The organism is Paraburkholderia bryophila (genome assembly GCF_013409255.1).
Taxonomy (GTDB): Bacteria; Pseudomonadota; Gammaproteobacteria; order Burkholderiales; family Burkholderiaceae; genus Paraburkholderia.
Window position 1 is genome coordinate 2,537,701 of the sequence record NZ_JACCAS010000001.1, and the last position, 21,439, is coordinate 2,559,139.

The 21,439-nt window shown below is 63.2% G+C and carries 20 protein-coding genes; 14 read left to right on the plus strand and 6 right to left on the minus strand.

Annotated features, from left to right (window positions below; all coding sequences use genetic code 11):
* Positions 1-4 precede the first annotated feature (4 nt).
* Positions 5-454, plus strand: coding sequence for a YchJ family protein (locus GGD40_RS11275; RefSeq protein ID WP_179743747.1), 450 nt, complete (start codon positions 5-7; stop codon positions 452-454).
* 574 nt (positions 455-1,028) lie between these two features.
* Complete coding sequence (locus tag GGD40_RS11280; RefSeq protein WP_179743748.1) at positions 1,029-2,315, plus strand: dienelactone hydrolase family protein; 1,287 nt, start codon at positions 1,029-1,031, stop codon at positions 2,313-2,315.
* A 170-nt stretch (positions 2,316-2,485) separates the two neighbouring features.
* Here the strand turns inward: GGD40_RS11280 and GGD40_RS11285 are convergent.
* Both GGD40_RS11285 and GGD40_RS11290 read right to left on the minus strand, forming a co-directional pair.
* A protein-coding gene (locus GGD40_RS11285) for an IS3 family transposase (RefSeq protein WP_373565269.1) occupies positions 2,486-4,032 on the minus strand; the annotation gives its coding sequence in 2 pieces (ribosomal slippage) (positions 2,486-3,567 and positions 3,567-4,032; 1,548 coding nt in all).
* Between the two features lie 587 nt (positions 4,033-4,619).
* Positions 4,620-6,166 (minus strand): IS3 family transposase gene (locus tag GGD40_RS11290; RefSeq protein WP_373565269.1). Its coding sequence is split into 2 segments (ribosomal slippage): positions 4,620-5,701 and positions 5,701-6,166, totalling 1,548 coding nucleotides; the frame shifts between segments, so codons are not numbered across the junction.
* A gap of 445 nt (positions 6,167-6,611) precedes the next feature.
* Here GGD40_RS11290 and bioA point away from each other — a divergent pair.
* The 4 genes from bioA to bioB are packed head-to-tail and all read left to right on the plus strand — an operon-like array spanning position 6,612 to position 11,002.
* Positions 6,612-7,976, plus strand: a complete 1,365-nt coding sequence (bioA, locus tag GGD40_RS11295) for an adenosylmethionine--8-amino-7-oxononanoate transaminase (protein ID WP_179743749.1) — start codon at positions 6,612-6,614, stop codon at positions 7,974-7,976.
* The gene (gene bioF, locus GGD40_RS11300) at positions 7,976-9,160 is read left to right on the plus strand and encodes an 8-amino-7-oxononanoate synthase (protein ID WP_179743750.1); all 1,185 of its coding nucleotides are present in this window, start codon (positions 7,976-7,978) and stop codon (positions 9,158-9,160) included. The genes bioA and bioF overlap by 1 nt, the downstream gene beginning before the upstream one ends.
* A complete protein-coding gene (gene bioD, locus GGD40_RS11305; RefSeq protein WP_179743751.1) occupies positions 9,157-9,888 on the plus strand; it encodes a dethiobiotin synthase in 732 nt (243 codons plus the stop codon). Before bioF ends, bioD begins: the two co-directional genes overlap by 4 nt.
* 34 nt (positions 9,889-9,922) lie before the next feature.
* Positions 9,923-11,002, plus strand: a complete 1,080-nt coding sequence (gene bioB, locus GGD40_RS11310) for a biotin synthase BioB (RefSeq protein WP_179743752.1) — start codon at positions 9,923-9,925, stop codon at positions 11,000-11,002.
* 108 nt (positions 11,003-11,110) lie between these two features.
* Here the strand turns inward: bioB and GGD40_RS11315 are convergent, their stop codons facing one another.
* Together GGD40_RS11315 and GGD40_RS11320 are read right to left on the minus strand one after the other, a co-directional pair.
* Positions 11,111-12,136 carry a sulfate ABC transporter substrate-binding protein gene (locus GGD40_RS11315; protein WP_179743753.1) on the minus strand — a complete coding sequence of 342 codons (1,026 nt, stop codon included), beginning with the start codon at positions 12,134-12,136 and terminating at the stop codon, positions 11,111-11,113.
* A gap of 138 nt (positions 12,137-12,274) precedes the next feature.
* Complete coding sequence (locus GGD40_RS11320; protein ID WP_179707184.1) at positions 12,275-12,877, minus strand: RBBP9/YdeN family alpha/beta hydrolase; 603 nt, start codon at positions 12,875-12,877, stop codon at positions 12,275-12,277.
* A gap of 349 nt (positions 12,878-13,226) precedes the next feature.
* Here GGD40_RS11320 and GGD40_RS11325 point away from each other — a divergent pair, with 349 nt between their 5' ends.
* From GGD40_RS11325 to GGD40_RS11350, 6 genes are all read left to right on the plus strand, one after another.
* Entirely contained in the window at positions 13,227-14,168 is a 942-nt protein-coding gene (locus GGD40_RS11325; protein WP_179743754.1) for a 2-hydroxyacid dehydrogenase, read from the plus strand.
* Positions 14,169-14,282: 114 nt separating this feature from the next.
* Complete coding sequence (locus GGD40_RS11330) at positions 14,283-15,209, plus strand: hydroxymethylglutaryl-CoA lyase (protein ID WP_179743755.1); 927 nt, start codon at positions 14,283-14,285, stop codon at positions 15,207-15,209.
* 81 nt (positions 15,210-15,290) lie between these two features.
* Complete coding sequence (locus GGD40_RS11335) at positions 15,291-15,812, plus strand: YbaK/EbsC family protein (RefSeq protein WP_134961113.1); 522 nt, start codon at positions 15,291-15,293, stop codon at positions 15,810-15,812.
* Positions 15,813-15,816: 4 nt separating this feature from the next.
* The gene (locus GGD40_RS11340) at positions 15,817-16,044 is read left to right on the plus strand and encodes a DUF1289 domain-containing protein (RefSeq protein ID WP_179743756.1); all 228 of its coding nucleotides are present in this window, start codon (positions 15,817-15,819) and stop codon (positions 16,042-16,044) included.
* Positions 16,041-16,508 carry a MaoC family dehydratase gene (locus GGD40_RS11345; protein ID WP_179743757.1) on the plus strand — a complete coding sequence of 156 codons (468 nt, stop codon included), beginning with the start codon at positions 16,041-16,043 and terminating at the stop codon, positions 16,506-16,508. The genes GGD40_RS11340 and GGD40_RS11345 overlap by 4 nt, the downstream gene beginning before the upstream one ends.
* Complete coding sequence (locus GGD40_RS11350) at positions 16,505-17,458, plus strand: MBL fold metallo-hydrolase (protein ID WP_179743758.1); 954 nt, start codon at positions 16,505-16,507, stop codon at positions 17,456-17,458. Before GGD40_RS11345 ends, GGD40_RS11350 begins: the two co-directional genes overlap by 4 nt.
* A 257-nt stretch (positions 17,459-17,715) precedes the next feature.
* Here the strand turns inward: GGD40_RS11350 and GGD40_RS11355 are convergent, their stop codons facing one another.
* Positions 17,716-18,615, minus strand: a complete 900-nt coding sequence (locus tag GGD40_RS11355; protein ID WP_179743759.1) for a DMT family transporter — start codon at positions 18,613-18,615, stop codon at positions 17,716-17,718.
* A 121-nt stretch (positions 18,616-18,736) separates the two neighbouring features.
* On the opposite strand from GGD40_RS11355, the gene GGD40_RS11360 reads away from it, so the two are divergent.
* Entirely contained in the window at positions 18,737-19,207 is a 471-nt protein-coding gene (locus GGD40_RS11360; protein ID WP_179707196.1) for an Lrp/AsnC family transcriptional regulator, read from the plus strand.
* A 26-nt stretch (positions 19,208-19,233) separates the two neighbouring features.
* On the opposite strand, the gene GGD40_RS11365 is transcribed toward GGD40_RS11360, so the two are convergent.
* Positions 19,234-20,124, minus strand: coding sequence for an alpha/beta fold hydrolase (locus GGD40_RS11365; protein ID WP_179743760.1), 891 nt, complete (start codon positions 20,122-20,124; stop codon positions 19,234-19,236).
* Positions 20,125-20,462: 338 nt separating this feature from the next.
* Between GGD40_RS11365 and GGD40_RS11370 the strand changes: the two genes are divergently transcribed.
* Positions 20,463-21,422 carry an NAD(P)H-dependent flavin oxidoreductase gene (locus GGD40_RS11370; protein WP_179743761.1) on the plus strand — a complete coding sequence of 320 codons (960 nt, stop codon included), beginning with the start codon at positions 20,463-20,465 and terminating at the stop codon, positions 21,420-21,422.
* The last annotated feature ends 17 nt before the right edge of the window (positions 21,423-21,439 follow it).

The following is a 21,439-nucleotide window of genomic DNA, read 5'->3' on the forward strand; positions in this document are numbered from 1 at the left end:
TCTGATGAATAAATCATTGTTGCCGACGCAACGACCGGTCGACTGCCCGTGCGGCGGCGCCGCTCCCGATCAACGCAGCGGGGCCAAGGCGCCTCGCTTTGCCCAATGCTGCGGCCGGTATATCGACGCTGGTGAAGCAGCGCCACGCGCGCTTGAACTGATGCGCTCGCGCTATAGCGCGTATGTTGTGGGCGCAACGGATTATCTGCGCGCCACCTGGGCGCCGCAGACCTGCCCCGCCGACCTCGACACGGACCCGGCCGCGCCCGATGCACCGCGCTGGCTCGGACTGCAGATCAAGGCTTTCGCCGAGACTGACGACGGTCATGCCACCGTTGAATTCATCGCACGATACAAGGTGGGCGGACGCGCACATCGGCTGCACGAACTGAGCCGCTTTAGCCGCGGCGAGGATGGCCGTTGGCGTTATGTCGACGGCGACGTCAGCGAATAGTCCGTAACCTTTCAGCGCCTTACGCGGCGCAGCGGCGTTTATTTCACCGTGTTCACATAGGGCCCCTGTATGAGGGCCTTTTTTTCGTGTTGGCTCAGCACGACAACACACGCGACGGCTCGTATTGCTTCGCACAGCCAGATACCCGCGAGGCCTGCGTTTCGCGGCCTTTGGCGGGCCGATTGGCGTGCGGCAATTTTTTCGTCGCGGGTTCTCCTTGATTGCACAAAACAAAATTGTCGTGCCAGGATGAGGTCGTAGCTTCATGACGTCACGTTGCGAGAGAGGGTCCATACCGCTCCGCAAAATGCGCAGGACGCTCTGCCGGGCACCAGACAGTGTGGGTTCGGCGGCAGTTTCCGGCAGCAACCGTGGCGCTCATCATCGGCGCGTGGGGTCGCGTCGGCCGTTTGGGTTCATCCCGTGCGATCTCGATTAGCGTGCATGCGCCTGGCGCATGACGTACGCGAGTGTGTTGTTGTGTGTCGAAACAAGCTGAAAGGCAACTGTCAGCGACGAATTCGACAGACAAACGCCACGGTGTTCAGGGCAGAATTTTGAGGCAGGTGCGTCAATGGTGTTCAGCAAGATTCTGACGAAGTGTGCGGTGATGTGTGCAACGGCCACGTGCGCGGTTGCACTCGCGCATGCCGACCCGCTCGCCGACACCCAGGCTGGGCCCTTGACCCGCGCGCACGTGCCGCGCATTGCCCTCGACGACGATGTCTATTTGCCCACCGCGGGCCTGAACGAACAGATCATTCGCGTACCGGTCGACGCTGCCGGCTCGGTCACGCTCGAAACGACGATTTACAAACCGGACGGCGCAGGCCCGTTCCCGATGATCGTTTTCAACCACGGCAAAATTCCCGGCGATCCGCGTACGCAGGAACGCAGCGACCCGCTGCCTTTCGCACGCGAATTCGTGCGCCGCGGCTACGTGGTGGTCGCGCCGAACCGTCAGGGCTTTGGCCATTCGGATGGCGTTTATCAGCAGGACGGTTGCGATGTCGAGCACAACGGCGTCGGCCAGGCTGGGGACGTAGCCGCGACGATCAATTTCATGTCGAAGCAGCCGTATGTGGACGCGTCGCATATCGTGGTGGCCGGCACGTCGCATGGCGGCTTGGCGACGATGGCGTACGGCCCTGAGGCTGCGCCGGGTGTGCGGGCGTTGATCAATTTCTCGGGTGGTTTGCGGCAGGATGCGTGCAAGGACTGGCAGGGCAATCTGACGCGCGCGTTCGGCACGTACGGTGAGAAGACCCGCGTGCCATCGCTGTGGATGTACGGCGATAACGATTCGGTGTGGAATGCGCCGCTGGTGGCGGGCATGTATGCCGCGTATGGCGCGCATGGCGCGAGCGCGAAGATGGTGGATTTCGGCAACTACAAGAACGACGCGCATCGGCTGGTTGGCGATCGTGACGGCGTGCATGTGTGGTGGCCGGCGGTCGAGGCGTTCCTTGCGCAGGTTGGGATGCCGACGGGCGTGCAGTATCGGGTCGAGGATCCTTCTGCGCCTAAGGCGAGTGGGTTTGCTGCGGTTGATGCGGTCGATTCCGTGCCTTATGTCGATGAAGCTGGACGGAATGGGTATCGGAATTTCTTGCATCAGTATCCGAGTCGGGCTTTTGCTGTTTCGGATTCTGGGGCGTGGTCGTGGGCTGAAGGTGGGGATGATCCTAATTCGGTTGCTGTGGCTAATTGTCAGAAGCAGAGCGTCGCGCCTTGTCGGTTGTATGCGGTGGATAACTCCGTTGTTTGGGGGGATCGGTCTTCGCAGACGGCTAGTGGTGGTGATGGTTCTGGGGCGGGTTCTGGCGCTGACGCGCGGCGGGCTATTGCTAGTCGGGAATGAGGGAGTGGCCTAAGCGGTGCTTCTGGTTGTCTGGGTTTTTTGGCCTTTCCTTGATGTCACGGTTGGCCTTTCCTTGATGTCACGGTGGTCTATTAGCGTTGCCCCTGTGCGGGGCGGCACTCACTTTTCTTTGCCTGCGGTGTGTGTCAAGGTAGTTGTCGCGTGAACCGTTACGCTGCGTGCTTATACATGTCGGCCGAAGCCTGGGTTCGCTCAGGGTTCAGATAGACCGAATCCGCGAGGTGCCAGTTGCGGATAGCGCCTGACCAGCGTGCGGGATTGCGCTGGCGCGAGGTTTGGTAGAGTGCACGCCGTCGGACCAGCAGCTCGTTCGCTTCGCCGCGATGCCGTTGCGCCGGACTGACATATTTCAGGCCACTGTGACGGTGCTCCTCGTTGTACCACTGCACAAAGCGCTGAACCCAGACACGGGCAGCGTCGAGCGTATCAAACGGCTGCTCGGGCCACATCGGACAATACTTCGCCGTGCGGAACAGCGACTCGGCAAACGCGTTGTCGTTGCTCACGCGCGGCCGGCTGAATGAAGGCTGCACGCCCAGATCAATCATGGCCGCGCGCATCGTGGCGCCCTTCATCGCACTGCCGTTATCCGAGTGCAGCACCAGCGGACGACCGGCAATGCCTTCGCGCAGACACCCCTTGGCCAGCAGCACGCCCGCGTGCTCGGCCGACTCCTGCTCCCACACCTCGTTCATCACCAGCTTGCGGCTGTAGATGTCCTTCATCATGTACCAGTAGAAGTAGCGCCCCCGCACCGTGCTGGGCATCCACGTGATATCCCAGCACCACACCTGGTTCGGGCCGGTGGCGCAATGCGTCGTGAGCGTGCGTCGTTGTGGGGCCTGCGCGCGACCGCGACGCTGCCCCTGACCGGCTGCTTTCAGGATCCGGTAGAACGTCGATTCGGACGCGATATACACGCCCTCATCAGCCAGTTTCGGCACGATCTGGTGGGGCGTCAGACTCGCATAACCCGGGCGGTTGGCCACCTCCAGCACGGCCTCACGCTCGGCCTCAGTCAGCCGGTTCGGCGGCGCCTCCCGGATGGCCAGCGTCCGGCCATCCTGCCGCGTTTCGCGCCAGCGCTGCACGCTGCGCACGCTGATCCCCAACTGCTCACACGCAAGGGCACGGCGCGCCCCCTGCTGCACCGCTTCGTCGATCAACTGCATGGCTTCATCGCGATCCGGGCGGCTGATCAGTCTTCCTCTTCCTTGCCCCAGATCGCGTCGGCTTTTTTTCGCAGGTTCAGCAACGCCGCCGCCTCCGCACGTGCCGCATCGGCGCGCTTGAGTTGACGCTCCAGTTCACGGATGCGTTTCTGCTGGGCCTTCACTTCCAGGCGCTGGGCCAGCGTGAGTTTTACCTCCGGCGGGTTGGCCTGCTCGCACGCCTCGCGCCACTGCCGGATCTGCTCCGGATAGATGCCCTTCCTGCGGCAGTACTCTGAAGTCTCCACCTCGCTCAGCGACGCCGTCTCCAGCACCACCCTGAACTTGTCGGCGCTCGACCATTGATCGCTTGTCTTGCCATTACCCGGCATGAATTCCCCAGCCTGTCTTGCGCTCTGCCGCCAGGCGCGTAGCGTCACCGTCGTGATGCCCGTCGCTCCCGCCAGCTCGATGACCGCACGATTGAACGGCGGCATCATCTGTTGGACTACCCATTCCCGCGTCTCTGCTGAATAGCGTTGCATCTTCCTTTCGCTGTCCGCCCTCCATCTTTACATCAATCGGTTCGGGCGACGCGACAACTAGGCTGACATGGAGGGCCTGCCGCAAAGCAAAGTAAGCAAAAGAAAGCGGCTCAAACCGCTAACCATTAAGCGGGTCCCCCGCACAGTCACCGTAGTGGCTCATCTGGAATCCGTGTCCTCGCACATTCCGCGTTAGTGACACAGCAGTCATTCTTCCGGCGGCGCTGCGCGCGCCGTCGCGGTTGTTCTTCAAACCACCTGCAATTTCCAGCGTTAACGATCTTCGATCGCCGCGCCTCTTCGCCTGTGCGGCGCGCAGCCCCTGGTTTCGAGCAGACCACCCGGCAGCCCGAGGGGCATACACACGTGCTGGCGGTGTGTGAACGACCGCTGGGGCGCGCGCAGCGCCGCCGGAAGAATGACTGCTGTGCCACGAGTGTGGAATGTGCGAGGGCACGGATTCCAGATGAGCCACTACGGTGACTGTGCGGGGGACCCGCTTAATGGTTAGCGGTTTGAGCCGCTTTCTTTTGCCTACTTTGCTTTGCGGCAGGCGGTGTGTGTCAAGGTAGTTGTCGCGTGAACCGTTACGCTGCGTGCTTATACATGTCGGCCGAAGCCTGGGTTCGCTCAGGGTTCAGATAGACCGAATCCGCGAGGTGCCAGTTGCGGATAGCGCCTGACCAGCGTGCGGGATTGCGCTGGCGCGAGGTTTGGTAGAGTGCACGCCGTCGGACCAGCAGCTCGTTCGCTTCGCCGCGATGCCGTTGCGCCGGACTGACATATTTCAGGCCACTGTGACGGTGCTCCTCGTTGTACCACTGCACAAAGCGCTGAACCCAGACACGGGCAGCGTCGAGCGTATCAAACGGCTGCTCGGGCCACATCGGACAATACTTCGCCGTGCGGAACAGCGACTCGGCAAACGCGTTGTCGTTGCTCACGCGCGGCCGGCTGAATGAAGGCTGCACGCCCAGATCAATCATGGCCGCGCGCATCGTGGCGCCCTTCATCGCACTGCCGTTATCCGAGTGCAGCACCAGCGGACGACCGGCAATGCCTTCGCGCAGACACCCCTTGGCCAGCAGCACGCCCGCGTGCTCGGCCGACTCCTGCTCCCACACCTCGTTCATCACCAGCTTGCGGCTGTAGATGTCCTTCATCATGTACCAGTAGAAGTAGCGCCCCCGCACCGTGCTGGGCATCCACGTGATATCCCAGCACCACACCTGGTTCGGGCCGGTGGCGCAATGCGTCGTGAGCGTGCGTCGTTGTGGGGCCTGCGCGCGACCGCGACGCTGCCCCTGACCGGCTGCTTTCAGGATCCGGTAGAACGTCGATTCGGACGCGATATACACGCCCTCATCAGCCAGTTTCGGCACGATCTGGTGGGGCGTCAGACTCGCATAACCCGGGCGGTTGGCCACCTCCAGCACGGCCTCACGCTCGGCCTCAGTCAGCCGGTTCGGCGGCGCCTCCCGGATGGCCAGCGTCCGGCCATCCTGCCGCGTTTCGCGCCAGCGCTGCACGCTGCGCACGCTGATCCCCAACTGCTCACACGCAAGGGCACGGCGCGCCCCCTGCTGCACCGCTTCGTCGATCAACTGCATGGCTTCATCGCGATCCGGGCGGCTGATCAGTCTTCCTCTTCCTTGCCCCAGATCGCGTCGGCTTTTTTTCGCAGGTTCAGCAACGCCGCCGCCTCCGCACGTGCCGCATCGGCGCGCTTGAGTTGACGCTCCAGTTCACGGATGCGTTTCTGCTGGGCCTTCACTTCCAGGCGCTGGGCCAGCGTGAGTTTTACCTCCGGCGGGTTGGCCTGCTCGCACGCCTCGCGCCACTGCCGGATCTGCTCCGGATAGATGCCCTTCCTGCGGCAGTACTCTGAAGTCTCCACCTCGCTCAGCGACGCCGTCTCCAGCACCACCCTGAACTTGTCGGCGCTCGACCATTGATCGCTTGTCTTGCCATTACCCGGCATGAATTCCCCAGCCTGTCTTGCGCTCTGCCGCCAGGCGCGTAGCGTCACCGTCGTGATGCCCGTCGCTCCCGCCAGCTCGATGACCGCACGATTGAACGGCGGCATCATCTGTTGGACTACCCATTCCCGCGTCTCTGCTGAATAGCGTTGCATCTTCCTTTCGCTGTCCGCCCTCCATCTTTACATCAATCGGTTCGGGCGACGCGACAACTAGGCTGACATGGAGGGCAGGCAAAGAAAAGTAGGTGCCGCCCCGCACAGGGGCAACGCTAATAGACCACCGTGAACTCAAGGAAAGGCCAAAGCAACCACCCCCAAACCCGCCACGCGGCCCCAAAAAAACCACCTAGCCATCAAATTCCCGCCCACAAGGTCCAACTACTTTGCCGTCGTCAACTCCGCCGATTAGCGACCTTTTGAAACCAAAGCACCCGACCTGCAGAAAACGTCGCCGAACCCCAGCGCCGCAGGCAAAAACACCCCCCACACCCCCTGGTGCGCAGCACGAAAGAAACCGCTAATCTCAACCCCGCGCGTCAACCCAAAACCCCACGCGCAGCGCAAAACCAGCAGCAAACCAGCACCCCGGAGCACCGCATTGAACAAGCCCGCAGAACCCACCACCACAAACCCTGACGACTGGGTCGCCCGCAGCCTGCGCGCCGTCTGGCACCCCTGCACCCAGATGAAGCACCACGAGCGCCTGCCGCTCGTCCCCGTCGCGCGTGGTCAAGGCGCGTGGCTCTACGACCGCGCCAACCATCGTTATCTGGATGCGATCAGCTCCTGGTGGGTCAACCTGTTCGGTCACGCCAACCCCCGCATCAACGCAGCCCTGAAAGACCAGCTCGACACCCTCGAACATGCCATGCTCGCCGGCTGCACGCACGAACCGGCCATCGAACTCGCGGAACGCCTCGGCGCGCTCACCGACAACACGCTCGGTCACGCGTTCTTCGCGTCGGACGGCGCATCCGCCGTCGAAATCGCGCTGAAAATGAGCTTCCACTCGTGGCGTAATCGAGGCTTCGCCGACAAGCAGGAATTCGTCTGCGTCGCCAATAGCTATCACGGCGAAACCATCGGCGCGCTCGGCGTCACCGACGTCGCACTCTTCAAGGACGCCTACGATCCGCTGATCCGTCACGCCCACGTCGTGGCATCGCCCGACGCGCGTCGCGCAGAACCCGGCGAAACCGCCGCCGACGTCGCACGTCGCGCGCTCGATCACGTACGCTCGCTGTTCGAAACGCGCGCCACGAAAATCGCCGCGCTGATCGTCGAGCCGCTCGTGCAATGCGCGGCCGGCATGGCCATGCACGACGCGTCGTATCTCGCGGGACTGCGCGCCCTGTGCGACCAGTACGGCGTGCATCTGATCGCCGATGAAATCGCCGTCGGTTGCGGACGCACCGGTACGTTCTTCGCGTGCGAACAAGCCGGCATATGGCCGGACTTTCTGTGTCTGTCGAAAGGCATCAGCGGCGGCTATCTGCCGCTCTCGATCGTGCTGTCGCGCGATGAAATCTACGCGGCCTTCTATCACGACGACACCGCGCGCGGCTTCCTGCACTCGCACTCGTACACCGGCAATCCGCTCGCGTGCCGCGCGGCGCTCGCCACGCTCGACCTGTTCATCAGCGACAACGTGCTCGCCGCCAACGCGCAAAAATCCGCGACGCTGAAGGCCGCGCTCGCACCGCTCGCCGATCACAAACAGGTGCGCAATCTGCGCCAGTGCGGCACGATCTTCGCGTTCGACGCCGTGATCGACGATCCGCAGCAAGCCCGCACCTTCTCACGCCGTTTCTTCGAGAATGCGTTGCAGCGCGAACTCCTGCTGCGCCCGATCTCGACCACGGTGTATCTGATGCCCCCCTACATCCTCGACGACGAAGAACTCGCGCTGCTCGCCTCGCGCACGCGCGAAACCTTCGAAGCCACGCTCACGGAGGCCCATTAATGCATCTGCTCGACACACTCACAGCAGGCCTGAAGGACATCGACGACCGCGGCCTGCGTCGCCGTCGCCGCATCGCGGACACGGCATGCGCGGCACACATGACCGTCGACGGCCGCGCGATCATCGGCTTCGCCAGTAACGACTATCTCGGCCTCGCCGCGCATCCGCAGTTGATCGCGGCCATCGCCGAAGGCGCGCAGCGCTACGGCGCGGGCAGCGGCGGTTCGCATCTGCTCGGCGGCCACTCGCGTGCGCATGCGCAACTCGAAGACGACCTCGCGGCATTCGTCGGCGGCTTCGTCGACAATGCGCGCGCGCTCTACTTCAGCACCGGCTACATGGCGAACCTCGCGACGCTCACCGCGCTCGCGGGCCGCGGCACGACGCTGTTCTCGGATGAGCTGAATCACGCTTCGCTGATCGACGGCGCGCGGCTGTCGCGCGCCGATGTGCAGATCTATCCGCACTGCGATATGGACACGTTGAGCGCGTTGCTCGAAGCATCGGACGCGGAGATCAAGGTGATCGTGTCGGACACCGTCTTCAGCATGGACGGCGACGTCGCGCCGCTGACGCGTCTGCTCGCGCTCGCGGAACAGCACGGCGCGTGGCTGATCGTCGACGACGCGCACGGCTTCGGCGTGCTCGGCCCGCAAGGCCGCGGCGCGGTCGCGCAAGCCGCGCTGCGCTCGCCGAATCTGATTTCGATCGGCACGCTCGGTAAAGCGGCGGGCGTCTCGGGCGCGTTCGTCGTCGCGCATGAGACCGTGATTGAGTGGCTCGTGCAACGCGCGCGTCCGTACATCTTCACCACGGCGTCGGTGCCGGCGGCCGCGCATGCGGTGTCGGCAAGCCTGCGGATTATCGGCGGCGAAGAAGGCGACACGCGACGCGCGCATCTCCAGCAACTGATCAAACGCACGCGCGCGATGCTGAAAGCAACGCCGTGGCTTCCCGTCGATTCGCACACCGCCGTGCAACCGCTGATCATCGGCGAGAACGACGCGACGCTCGATATCGCGGCCACGCTCGACCGCGCCGGTCTGTGGGTGCCGGCGATCCGTCCGCCAACCGTGCCCGTCGGTACGTCGCGCCTGCGCATTTCGCTGTCGGCCGCGCATTCGATGGCGGATCTGGACCGGCTCGATGCGGGCTTGCAACAGCTCGGAGCGAAAGCGGCATGAGTAGCCTGAATCACAACGCGCTGTCCGTGTTCGTCACCGGCACCGATACGGAAATCGGCAAGACCTTCGTTTCGTCGGCCCTGTTGCGCGGGTTCGTGCGCGCGGGTTTGCAAGCCGCCGCGATGAAGCCGATCGCCGCCGGCGCGTTCGAAGTGAACGGCGTGCTGCACAACGAAGACGCGGACCAACTCGACGCCGCGTCGAACGTGCTGCTGCCGCCCGACATGCGCACGCCGTATCTGCTGAAGGAACCGGCCGCGCCGCACATCGCGGCCGCGTTGGAAAACGTCACGTTCGATCTCGGCCATATCGTCGGCTGTCACGCGCAGGCATTGCAGCGCGCGGAGATCGTCGTCGTCGAAGGCGTCGGCGGTTTTCGCGTGCCGCTGACCGCCACCGAAGACACCGCCGATCTCGCCGTCGCACTGAAGCTGCCGGTCGTGCTGGTGGTCGGCATGCGCCTCGGCTGCATCAGCCATGCGCTGCTTACCGCCGAAGCCATCGCCGCGCGCGGACTCACGCTCGCGGGCTGGGTCGCGAATCGCGTCGATCCGGACATGACGTTCCCCGACGAAAACATCGCCTCGATCCGCGAGCAGCTTGCTCGCGCGTACGACGCCCCGTTGCTCGGCATCGTGCCGCATCTGAGCCCGGCTTCGCCCGACCTCGCGGCGGACCAACTCGACATCGACCGACTTTTGCAGACGCTGCGTCACACGCAGCGCTGATCCCCACACACATCTATCCACGAGGATTGACGATATGACGCAACTGAACATCGCTTCGACGCCAGCCGACACGGCCGCCGCCAACAACAACGCCGCCGAAGGCGCCAAACAACTGGCGCGCTGGCGCGTCGCCGACATCGTCGCGCTGTACGAACTGCCGTTCAACGACCTGATGTTCCGCGCGCAGCAAACGCATCGCGAGCACTTCGACGCGAACACCGTGCAACTGTCGACGCTGCTGTCGATCAAGACCGGCGGCTGCGAAGAAGATTGCGCGTACTGTCCGCAGTCGGTGCATCACGACACGGGCCTGCAGGCCGACAAGCTGATGCCGGTCGACGAAGTGCTCGCCGCCGCGAAGGTCGCCAAGGAAAACGGCGCGACACGTTTTTGCATGGGCGCTGCGTGGCGTAACCCGAAGGACCGTCACCTCGAACCGATCAAGGACATGATCCGCGGCGTGAAGGCGATGGGCCTCGAAACCTGCGTCACGCTCGGTATGCTCGAAACGCACCAGGCGCAAGGGCTGCGCGACGCGGGCCTCGACTACTACAACCACAACCTCGATACGTCGCCGGAGTTCTACGGGCAGATCATTTCGACGCGCACGTATCAGGACCGTCTCGACACGCTCGAACGCGTGCGCGATGCAGGCATCAACGTGTGTTGCGGCGGGATCGTCGGACTGGGTGAATCGCGTCGCGAACGCGCTGGGCTGATCACGCAACTGGCGAACATGGAGCCGTATCCGGAATCGGTGCCTATCAACAATCTGGTGCAGGTGGAAGGCACGCCGCTGACCGGCACCGAACCGATCGATCCGTTCGAATTCGTGCGCACGATTGCGGTGGCGCGTATCACGATGCCGAAGGCGATGGTGCGTTTGTCGGCCGGCCGTGAGCAGATGGATGAAGCGTTGCAGGCGCTGTGCTTCCTCGCTGGGGCGAACTCGATTTTCTACGGCGATCAATTGCTGACCACGAGCAATCCGCAAGCAGAAGCCGACCGCAAGCTGCTGGAACGTCTGGGCATTAGCGCCGAGGCCTCGCAGCAAATGCCGGTGGATCAAAGCGGCTGCGAGCATAGCTGCGACAAGCATGCCGCGCCGAACTGAGCATTGTTGAATGCGGTGAGTTGATGCAGCACGCGCGATAAACCGCGTGCAATAAAAAGGGCGCATCGATTTATATCGAGGCGCCCTTTGTGTTTCCAGAACCGCTAATTACTTCTTGTCGACGATGATCTGATCGAACGTCCCGCCATCGGAGAAGTGAGTTTGCTGCGCTTTCTGCCAGCTACCGAACATCTCTTCGACGGTGAAGGTTTTGATCGGTTTGAACTCGGCTGCGTGCTTCGCCAGCACGTCCTTGTCACGCGGACGCAGATGATGCTGCGCGATGATTTCCTGTGCAGCCGGCGACCACAGGTAGTCAAGATACGCCTGCGCTTCCTTGCGTGTGCCGCGCTTATCGACCACCTTGTCGACGATCGACACCGGCGGCGCCGCCAGCAAACTCACCGACGGATACACCGCTTCGAAATTGCCCGCGCCCACGCCGCTATCGATCAGCGACACTTCGTTTTCGAACGTCACCAGCACGTCGCCGATGCCGCGTTGCGTGAAGGTGGTCGTCGCGCCCCGGCCGCCCGTGTCGAGCACCGGCACATTCTTGAAGATCGCCTTTTCGAAGTCGAGCGCCTGCGCATCCGTACCGCCGTGCTGCTTGCGATAACCCCATGCGGCGAGATACGAATAGCGTCCGTTGCCCGAGGTCTTCGGGTTGGCGATCACCACTTGCACACCGGGCTTCGCGAGATCGTCCCAGTCCTTGATGTGCTTCGGGTTGCCCTTATGCACGAGGAACACCATCGTGGTGGTGTACGGCGCGCTGTCGTTCGGCAGACGCGCGCGCCAGTTGGCCGGTACCAGTTGGCCCTTCTCGGCGAGCAGGTCGATATCGTTCGGCTGGTTCATCGTCACCACGTCGGCCTGCAGGCCTTGCAGTACCGACAGCGCCTGCGCGCTCGACGCGCCATGCGACTGACGCACCGACACGGTCTCGCCGCTCTTCTGCTTGTACGCCGCGATAAAGCCGGCGTTGATGTCCTTATACAACTCGCGCGTCACGTCGTACGACACGTTGAGCAGCGACGTGTCGGCTTGCGCCGTCGAGATGCCGCCCATCGCAAGCGTGATTGCCGTCATGCCGGCTGCGAGCCAGCGCGATGTCCCCGTGTTGCCTGCCATCTTGTCCCCGCCTATCGATGATGAAAACCTGTGGCCGCACGAGCGCGCGGCGTGAAGCGGGATTCTAACGGATTGCTTACTGGTTCGTCCGGGCCGAAGTCGGACATAACGCGGCGACGCTAAGCGCCATCGCAATGCTCAAACGAACGCGTGCTGCGCAGCCTCGAACGTGTCCTCGCGAAAGCGCAGCGGCGCCGCGCAATGCACCAGCGTGTCTACAAAATACTTGGCGCGCGGCCACGGACCGAAGCCGGCCGCGGTGTTGATATGCCCGACGTCGCCGAGATTGACGAACGCGCTGCCGAAACGCTGCGCGAGTTCGCGCGAACCGGCGAGCGACATCCACGGATCGGTTTCGCTGCCGATCAGAATGGACGGCACGCCGAGACGGCGCGCATCGAACGGTCCCGCGAAGGCGAATTTCTCCGGACTGGCGGGCGCGACGAACAGCACGCCGACCACATCGTTCGCATACGACGCCTGCTGCAACGCGTGCGCGGTCGCAAGGCAACCGAAGCTGTGCGCGGCCAGCACGAACGGCCCGCGCTCGCGCGCCAGCAGATCGCGCAGCGACTGCGCCCAGCGTGCGACGTTCGGTGCTTCCCAGTCGGCCTGCTCGACGCGCAGCGAGCGCGCGAACTGCCGTTCGAGCCAGGTTTGCCAGTGCGCGCCTTCGCTACCGTGCAGGCCGGGAACGGTCACGAGCCGCGGCGGCCACGTCGATTTGATGCATGAAAGCATGTCTGTCCCTCGCAGCGGGAATCCGGGAAAGTATTGTCCCGCCCGACCCGGCGTGGGTGAACCAAGTTTTTGTGCTTTGGTTATGGCGCAAATGCGGGGGCGAACGCAGGCGCAGCGGCATGAACACTCGCGCCGCCGAATGTGGCCCCTCCGTGCGCCAGCGCGGCCGAAACCGCACGCCCGTACGCAAACGCGCGCGGTTCGCGTCGAAAAAGTAGAATGAAGCCTATCCATAAAAGGAGGAGACTCCCATGCCGCAAGCGTCGACCGATGCAACGCGCGTAGTGCTGCCGCGCGGCGGGGCCCTCCCCGTCAATCGATCCGACTACGCAGGGACCTGCCCGACCGTATGAAAGTCCTCTTCTACATGACGCATGCCGACGCCGCCGAGTGGCTGCACGACTTCGCCCGCGCGCTGCCCGAAGCGGATCTGCGCGAATGGCAGCCGGGCGATACCGCGCCGGCCGACTTCGCGGTCGTGTGGCGGCCGCCGCGCGAGATGCTGGCCGGCCGCGACGATCTGCGCGCGATTTTGAATCTCGGCGCGGGCGTCGACGCGATCCTCGGGCTCGAACACGCGCAACCCGGCACGCTGCCGCGCAATGCGCAATTGATCCGGCTCGAAGATTCCGGCATGGCGCTGCAAATGACCGAGTACGTGACGCACGCGGTGCTGCGCTACTTGCGTCGCTTCGACGACTATCAGACGCTGCAAGGCGAACGCCGCTGGCAAGTGCTGGAGCCGCATCCGCGTGAGACGTTCACGGTCGGCGTGCTCGGGCTCGGTGTGCTCGGCTCGCATGTCGCGCAAACGCTCGCGGGCTTCGGGTTACCGGTGCGTGGTTATAGTCGCAGTGCGCGGCAAATCGACGGCATCACGACTTTCGCCGGTGATGCGCAATTCGACGCGTTTCTCGATGGCGTCAAAGTGCTGGTGAACCTGCTGCCCCACACACCGGAAACCGGCGATGTGCTGAACGCGCGCACTTTCTCGAAGCTCGCGCGCGGCGCATATCTGATCAACGTCGCGCGCGGCGGGCATCTGGTCGAACAGGATCTGCTCGACGCATTAGGCAGCGGTCAACTTACCGCCGCGACGCTCGACGTGTTCCGCGAGGAGCCGCTGCCGGCCGATCATCTGTTCTGGCGCGAACCGCGGATCACGATCACGCCGCACGTGTCCGCGCTGACGCTGCGCTCGGAAAGCGTCGAGCAGGTCGCGCGCAAGATCAAAGCGCTGGCGCGTGGTGATACGGTCGGTGGCGTGGTGAATCTCGAACGCGGATATTGAACACGGACATCATCGAAGCCAATTTTAGGAGCGCCGCCTCGCGCGGCTCGCAACTTAATTGCATGGGACCCGAGTCAGCGCCAAGCCGCTAGCTCGGGTCGAAAGGAGACAATCATGGCCTTACCCCAGCAAGTCAAAATCGTCGAAGTCGGTCCGCGTGACGGACTGCAGAACGAAAAAGAATTCGTCGCCACCGCAACCAAGATCGAACTGATCAACCGGTTGTCGGCGGCAGGCTTCCGCAATGTCGAAGCGGCCTCGTTCGTGTCGCCGAAATGGGTCCCGCAAATGGCCGACGGCGCCGATGTGATGGCCGGCATCGCGCGCCATCCGGGCACGATCTACTCGGTGCTCACGCCGAACCTGCGCGGCTTCGAAGGCGCGCTCGCGGCACGAGCCGACGAAATCGTGATCTTCGGCGCCGCCAGCGAAGCGTTCTCGCAGAAGAACATCAATTGCAGCATCGCGGAAAGCATCGACCGCTTCGCGCCAGTCGCGCAGGCGGCCAAGGAGCACGGCCTGCGGATTCGCGGCAGCGTGTCGTGCGCGCTCGGCTGCCCGTATCAGGGCGAGGTGCCGGTGGCGTCCGTGGTCGATGTGGTCGAACGCTTCGCGGCGCTCGGCTGCGACGAGATCGATATCGCCGACACGATCGGCGTCGGCACGCCCAAACGCACGCGCGAAGTGTTCGAAGCCGTGACCCGCGTGTTTCCGCGCGAACGTCTGTCCGGCCACTTCCACGACACCTACGGCCAGGCACTCGCGAATATCTACGCCGCGCTGCAGGAAGGCATCGAGATCTATCACGCGTCGGTTGCGGGGCTCGGCGGTTGTCCGTACGCGAAGGGCGCGACCGGCAACGTCGCGACCGAAGACGTGCTGTACCTGATGAACGGCCTCGGCATCGAGACCGGTATCGACCTCGCGCAAGTCGTGGCGATCGGCGATTTCATCTCGACGTCGATCGGCAAGCCGAACGTGTCGCGCGCCGGTAAAGCGCTGCTCGCCAAGGCGCGCAGCGAAGCGGGCAATTGCGTCTGAGTTTCGGCGCGCGTTTTTCGGCGCTTAATGTTGCCCGCGCCATTACCCCTTACTGTTGCCCATTTCTCAGGACCCGAAACGATGACGGATCACGCTTCCTTCGACTCCGACGATCTCGCCGCGCTGCCGGAATCGGCACGCCGTGTTGCCCTGCTGTTGCGCGAACGCGGCCACGCGGGCCGAATCGTGATGCTGCCGGAAACCGGCAAGACTTCCGCTGAAGCCGCTGCGGGACTCGGCTGCTCGGTCGCGCAGATCGCCAAGTCGATCCTGTTTCGCCGCCGTAAAGACGACGCGCCGGTGCTGGTGGTTGCAAGCGGCGCGAATCGCGTCGACGAACAGAAAGTCGCCGCGCAAGTCGGCGAGATCGGCCGCGCGGACGCGAAGTTCGTCCGTGAACAAACCGGCTATGCGATCGGCGGCGTCTGCCCGATCGGACACGCTGTCAAACCGGTCACGCTGATCGACGCCGATCTGCTTGAACTCGACAGCCTGTGGGCCGCGGCGGGGCATCCGCATGCGGTGTTCAATCTGACGGCGCAGGAGTTGGTCGCGCTGACGGGCGCGCCGGTGGTCGACGTGGCGCTGCGCGAGACCGCGTGACGCGATGACGGCCGGCAACGATATCGAAGACGAGGACGGTAGCGTGATGTCGCCGTGCATCAGCGTGTGCAGAATGGACAAGTCGACCGGCTGGTGCGAGGGCTGCCTGCGCACCATCGACGAAATCGCCGGCTGGTCGCTGTTCGACGACGACGCGAAACGCGCGGTCTGGAGTGCGATCGAAGTACGCCACGTGGAGTTCATGGCGAAGCACGCGAAGGAGCGGCGATGAAGCCCGCGCCGCGTATCGTCACGATCGGCGAGACGTTCAGCGCGACGCTCGAACTGTCGGCGCAATCGGTGAAATCGTTCGCCGCGCTCGTCAACGATTTCAACCCGCTGCATCACGACGAAGCGTATGCCGCGCAGAGCCGCTTCGGCGGCTTGATCGCATCCGGCACGCAACCGACCGCGCATTTCATGGCCTTACTGGCGACGCATTTTTCGACCTACGCACAACCTCTCGGGCTCGAGTTCGATATCAAACTCAAGAAAGCCGTCCACGCGACTGATGCGCTCACGATCAACTGGCGCGTGCGCGATGCCTACTGGAAAGCGAGCCTGAATGGCGATCTGACGCATCTCGACGGAACGGTCGTGAATCAGCGCGGCGACGTCATGTTGATCGGCACGTCGACCATTCTCGTGATGCCGAAGCCCGAAGCGGACGTACCAACCCATGCGGGCACATCATGATCGCGCTACCGGAATCGATGCGGGTTTTCGAACGCGGCTGGTTGTCGTCGAATAACGTGCTGCTGGTTGATGACACGTGCGCCGCGCTCGTCGATACCGGCTATGCAAGCCACGCGGCGCAGACGGTCGCGCTGGTGCGGCAAGCGCTCGGCACGCGGCCGCTTGATCTGATCGTCAACACGCATCTGCATTCGGACCACTGCGGCGGCAATGCGCAGTTGCAGGCGGCGTGGCCGTGCCGCACGGTCATTCCGGCTTCCGAGGCCGATGTCGTGCGCGACTGGGACGAAACCCGTCTGACGTTTCGCGCCACCGGCCAGACCTGCGAGCGTTTCGATTTCACTGGCACGATGACGGCCGGTACGCGACTGCGACTCGGCGCGCTCGACTGGCAGGTGCTCGGCGCGCCCGGACACGATCCGCATTCGCTGATGCTCTACTGCGCGGACGAACGCATCCTGATCAGCGCGGACGCGCTGTGGGAGAACGGCTTCGGCGTGATCTTTCCGGAACTGGAAGGCGAAAGCGGATTCGCCGAAGAACAGGCGGTGCTCGAAGCGATTGCGAAACTCGACGTGCGTGTCGTGATTCCGGGCCACGGTGCGCCGTTCACGAATGTCGAACAGGCGCTTGAACGCGCGTTCTCGCGTGTTGCCTGGTTGCGCGCCGATCCCACGCGCAATGCGAAGAATGCGCTGAAGGTGTTGATCGTGTTCAAGCTGCTTGAAGTCCGCGTGATGACCTTTGATGCACTAGTGCGGATGGTGGATAGCGCTGAGGTGATGCGTGCGGCGGCGGCGATGCTCGCGCCGGGTGGCGCATGGCCCGCGTTGCTGAAAGGAATCGTCGAGGAACTCGCGGCGAAGAATGGGCCGCTGGAGGTGGAGGGCGAGCGGATCTTTGCGCGGGATTCAAAACCGTTGGCACAAAAAGAAAACCGCTCGACCTGAACAACAAGGCGAGCGGCGGAAATTCTGTCGGACGTGATCAGCGTCTGGGTGAATGATACGCGTGGCGCATTTTTGTCCGCATTGGTGATTTCCCTACAGAAGGTTGACGGGGCGTTTTAAAGTGGCATACGCGCGGCGTTACGGCGCTACGTAGTCAACGGCTTTAGCACGTATTAGCCTTTCGATATGAATAATCAGGCCATACGCTTAATCTGGAATCCGTAGCATTGCCGGTGATTGTCGCGCCACGACATCGATCAGGTTGACGACAAACGTTTCTGCGGCACGATCCGCCAGCCCAGATTGACGCCTGCGGCGGCCAGCAGAATCAGCACCGCGCCGAGCACCTGAATCCACGCGAGCGTCTGCCCGAACGCAACCCGATCGACGATGATCGCGACCACCGGATAGATGAAGGACAGCGCACCGGTCATCGAAGTCGGCAGCTTCTGGATCGCGCCGTACAGCAGCACGTACATGAGGCCGGTATTCACAATGCCGAGCACGATCAATTCGAGCCACTGCACGCCGCGGGTCGGCAGCGCGTCGAAATGCACGAATGGGGCGAGCATCAGCACGCCGAGCGACACCTGAATCAGCGCGATCAGATGCGGCGGCGTGCCCTTCAACCGCTTCGTGATGATCGACGACACCGCGTACATGGCCGCCGCGCCGACCGCGTACGCGACGCCGGTCAGGTATTGCCCCGGTACCGCCAGCACGGCCGGCTCGACCTTCACGACGAACACGAGGCCGATGAACGCGATCACCAGCCACGCGACGGTCGACGCGCTGACACGTTCGCGGAACACCAGCGCGCCGAGCGCGACCAGCATGAACGGCTGGGTGTTATAGACGGCGGTCGCCATCGAGATCGACGCGCGCGAATACGCCGCGAACAGCAACACCCAGTTGATGACGATCGCGGCGCCGCCGAGCAGGGCGAGCGCGAGCATCTTCCACGAAAAGAGTTTGCGCCTGAAGAGACCTAGTACCGCGCACACGAGGGCGAGCGTCGCGCCGCCGAAGATGCAGCGGAAGAACACCACGTTGAACGGATTCTGCTGCGACGACACCACCAGCCAGCCGATGGTGCCGGACATCAGCATTGCCATCGTCATCTCCGCGGCCCCGCGGCGGGTTTCGTTTGACGCCATGATTCGATCCTCGAATTTCTATGGGATACCTGCATGCCAAGCAGTGTAATTAATCTGATTGGCTGAATACATGGCTAAACTAAAGACTTCTCACGACGAAACCTAATAATCGAAGGTCATCATGTCAAAACGCCTTTCGTCATCCGCGCCGACTCCGCTCGATGATACGGATCGCGCGCTGCTCGCCGCGCTTGCCGAAGACGCTCGCCAGCCGGTTAGTGAACTGGCTCGTCTGATTGGGCTGTCAGCGCCGAGCACGGCGGAACGCGTGCGCAGGCTCGAGGCGCAGGGGGTGATTGAACGCTTCACCGTGCAGATCGATCCGCGGGCTCTTGGTTACACGTTGCAGGCGATTGTGCGGGTGAAGCCGTTGCCTGGTCAGTTGCATCTGGTGGAGGAGGTGATTCGACGGATTCCGGAGTTCGTCGAATGCGACAAGGTGACGGGGGATGATTGTTTTATTTGTCGCTTGTATCTGCATTCGATCGAGCAGCTCGATGGGATCCTGGCGAAGGTTACCGAGCGGGCGGAGACTAGCACCGCGATTGTTAAGGCTACGACGGTGGCGAGGAGGCTGCCGCCGCTTGGGTGAAGGGTCGTGGCACCGCCCAAAGCAAGTTACTGTTCGACCGCTTCGAAGAAGGCCAGCATCTCGGCAACGAGCTCTTCCGAGGCCTCCTCGGGAATATAGTGCCCACAAGAAAGCGCCCTGCCACTGACATCCCGCGCCACGTGCCGCCACTCCCCCAGCGCATCGAAGCATTTCTCAATGACGCCCTTATCCCCCCAAAGCACGCGCAGCGGACACCCAATCTTATGCCCGCGCTCAACATCGGCGCGATCATGCTCGAGATCGATACTCGCCGACGCCCGATAATCCTCGCACATAGCATGGACAGCACCTGGCTGCGCGAGCGCCAAACGATAAGCCTCGAGCGAGGCAGGATCGAACGCCGCGAGCCCTGCATGACGGCTCCCCATCACCGCATCGACATAAGCGGCCGGATCGGCACCGATCAGCGTCTCAGGCAACGGCTCCGGCTGAATCAGAAAAAACCAGTGGAAATAAAGCGTCGCGAACGTGCGATCAGTCGCCTCGTACATCGCAAGCGTCGGCGCAATATCGAGCAGCATCAAACGCTCGACCGCATCGGCATGATCCAGCGCCATCCGATGCGCGACCCGCGCGCCACGATCATGCGCACACACCAGAAAACGTTCGAAGCCGAAATGCCGCATCACGGCAACCTGATCGGCCGCCATCGTGCGTTTGGAATACGGCGTGTGAACGGCGTCGCTCGGCGGCTTACCCGATGCGCCGTAGCCACGCAGATCGGTGGCGATCACGGTGAAGTGCTCAGCCAGTTGCTCAGCGCAACGCGCCCAGATCAGATGCGACTGCGGATGGCCGTGCAGCAACAGAAGAGGCGGCCCCGCTCCGCCCTTCACTCCGAAAATATCGACATCGCCCACGGCGACGCGAAAGGGCGTGAAATTCTCGAAGGCCATGGCGTCTCTCTTGTCATTACGAGTCAACGCATTGTAGGAGCCCAATGTGTCCACGCGAGGTGGGTTAGCCCACGCAAGCGTAGAACCTGAACTCTCCTTCCAACTGTTCTAAACAGACCTGCAGTACTCGAGCGACAGGCATCGCCTATAATCGAACGATCGTTCTTTAATTGTCGGGCGGCACGTGTCGTATCGCGCATGCGCGGTGAGACGGCGGCAAGACGGTGGCAAAATCGCGCCGCCCCGTCTCGGCGCAATGCGTGCCATGTGCCGCTAAACTCGTACACGCCGGACGCGCGAACGCCGTACCGGTCCGATCAAAACTGGAGACTCGCATCATGGCATTGCCCGCCGTTCTGCAAAAACTCGCGCTGCCCGTCGTTGCCTCGCCGATGTTTATCGTCAGCTATCCCGAACTGGTATTGGCTCAATGTAAGGCCGGTATCGTCGGTTCGTTTCCCGCGTTGAACGCGCGCCCGGCCGAATTGCTCGACGAATGGCTCACGCAGATTCAGACGCAACTCGCCGAGCACAAGGCCGCCCATCCGGATGCGATCATCGGGCCGATCGCCGTCAACCAGATCGTTCATCAATCGAATACGCGGCTCGAACACGACGTGCGCGTGTGCGTCGACCACAAGATCCCCATCTTCATCACGAGCCTGCGTGCGCCGTCGCGTGAAATCGTCGATGCGGTGCATAGCTACGGCGGCATCGTGCTGCATGACGTGATCAATCTGCGGCACGCGCAGAAGGCGCTCGAAGCGGGCGTCGACGGTCTGATCCTGGTGGCCTCCGGCGCCGGCGGCCATGCGGGCACGACCTCGCCGTTCGCGCTGGTCGGCGAAGTGCGGCGCATGTTCGACGGCCCGATCATCCTGTCGGGTTCGATCGCCAACGGCGGCTCGATCCTCGCCGCTCAGGCCATGGGCGCGGACCTCGCATACATGGGCACGCGCTTCATCGCGACCAAAGAGGCGCACGCGGTCGAGAGCTACAAGCAGGCTATCGTCAACTCCACCGCGTCGGACATCATCTACACGAACCTGTTCACCGGCGTGCACGGCAACTACATCCGCGAAAGTATCGTCAACGCGGGGCTCGACCCGGACGCGCTGCCGGAATCGGACAAGACCGCGATGAACTTCGCCAGCGACAAGGCGAAGGCGTGGAAAGACATCTGGGGCGCAGGCCAGGGCGTCGGCTTGATGGACGACGTGCCGAGCGTCGGCGAACTGGTGCAGCGCCTGTCGAAGGAATACGACGACGCGAAGGCGCGGCTGGGGATCGCGCGCTAATCGTTTCATCTGCCGCC

Bases quoted from the DNA above. Each gene is read 5' to 3' on its own strand.
- GGD40_RS11280 (WP_179743748.1), top strand. From the start codon at position 1,029: ATGGTGTTCAGCAAGATTCTGACGAAGTGTGCGGTGATGTGTGCAACG.
- GGD40_RS11340 (WP_179743756.1), top strand. From the start codon at position 15,817: ATGACGGCCGGCAACGATATCGAAGACGAGGACGGTAGCGTGATGTCG.
- bioF (WP_179743750.1), top strand. From the start codon at position 7,976: ATGCATCTGCTCGACACACTCACAGCAGGCCTGAAGGACATCGACGAC.
- GGD40_RS11330 (WP_179743755.1), top strand. From the start codon at position 14,283: ATGGCCTTACCCCAGCAAGTCAAAATCGTCGAAGTCGGTCCGCGTGAC.
- GGD40_RS11370 (WP_179743761.1), top strand. From the start codon at position 20,463: ATGGCATTGCCCGCCGTTCTGCAAAAACTCGCGCTGCCCGTCGTTGCC.
- GGD40_RS11350 (WP_179743758.1), top strand. From the start codon at position 16,505: ATGATCGCGCTACCGGAATCGATGCGGGTTTTCGAACGCGGCTGGTTG.
- GGD40_RS11320 (WP_179707184.1), bottom strand. From the start codon at position 12,877: ATGCTTTCATGCATCAAATCGACGTGGCCGCCGCGGCTCGTGACCGTT.
- GGD40_RS11325 (WP_179743754.1), top strand. From the start codon at position 13,227: ATGAAAGTCCTCTTCTACATGACGCATGCCGACGCCGCCGAGTGGCTG.
- bioB (WP_179743752.1), top strand. From the start codon at position 9,923: ATGACGCAACTGAACATCGCTTCGACGCCAGCCGACACGGCCGCCGCC.
- bioD (WP_179743751.1), top strand. From the start codon at position 9,157: ATGAGTAGCCTGAATCACAACGCGCTGTCCGTGTTCGTCACCGGCACC.
- GGD40_RS11345 (WP_179743757.1), top strand. From the start codon at position 16,041: ATGAAGCCCGCGCCGCGTATCGTCACGATCGGCGAGACGTTCAGCGCG.
- GGD40_RS11275 (WP_179743747.1), top strand. From the start codon at position 5: ATGAATAAATCATTGTTGCCGACGCAACGACCGGTCGACTGCCCGTGC.
- GGD40_RS11360 (WP_179707196.1), top strand. From the start codon at position 18,737: ATGTCAAAACGCCTTTCGTCATCCGCGCCGACTCCGCTCGATGATACG.
- GGD40_RS11355 (WP_179743759.1), bottom strand. From the start codon at position 18,615: ATGGCGTCAAACGAAACCCGCCGCGGGGCCGCGGAGATGACGATGGCA.
- GGD40_RS11335 (WP_134961113.1), top strand. From the start codon at position 15,291: ATGACGGATCACGCTTCCTTCGACTCCGACGATCTCGCCGCGCTGCCG.
- GGD40_RS11315 (WP_179743753.1), bottom strand. From the start codon at position 12,136: ATGGCAGGCAACACGGGGACATCGCGCTGGCTCGCAGCCGGCATGACG.
- GGD40_RS11365 (WP_179743760.1), bottom strand. From the start codon at position 20,124: ATGGCCTTCGAGAATTTCACGCCCTTTCGCGTCGCCGTGGGCGATGTC.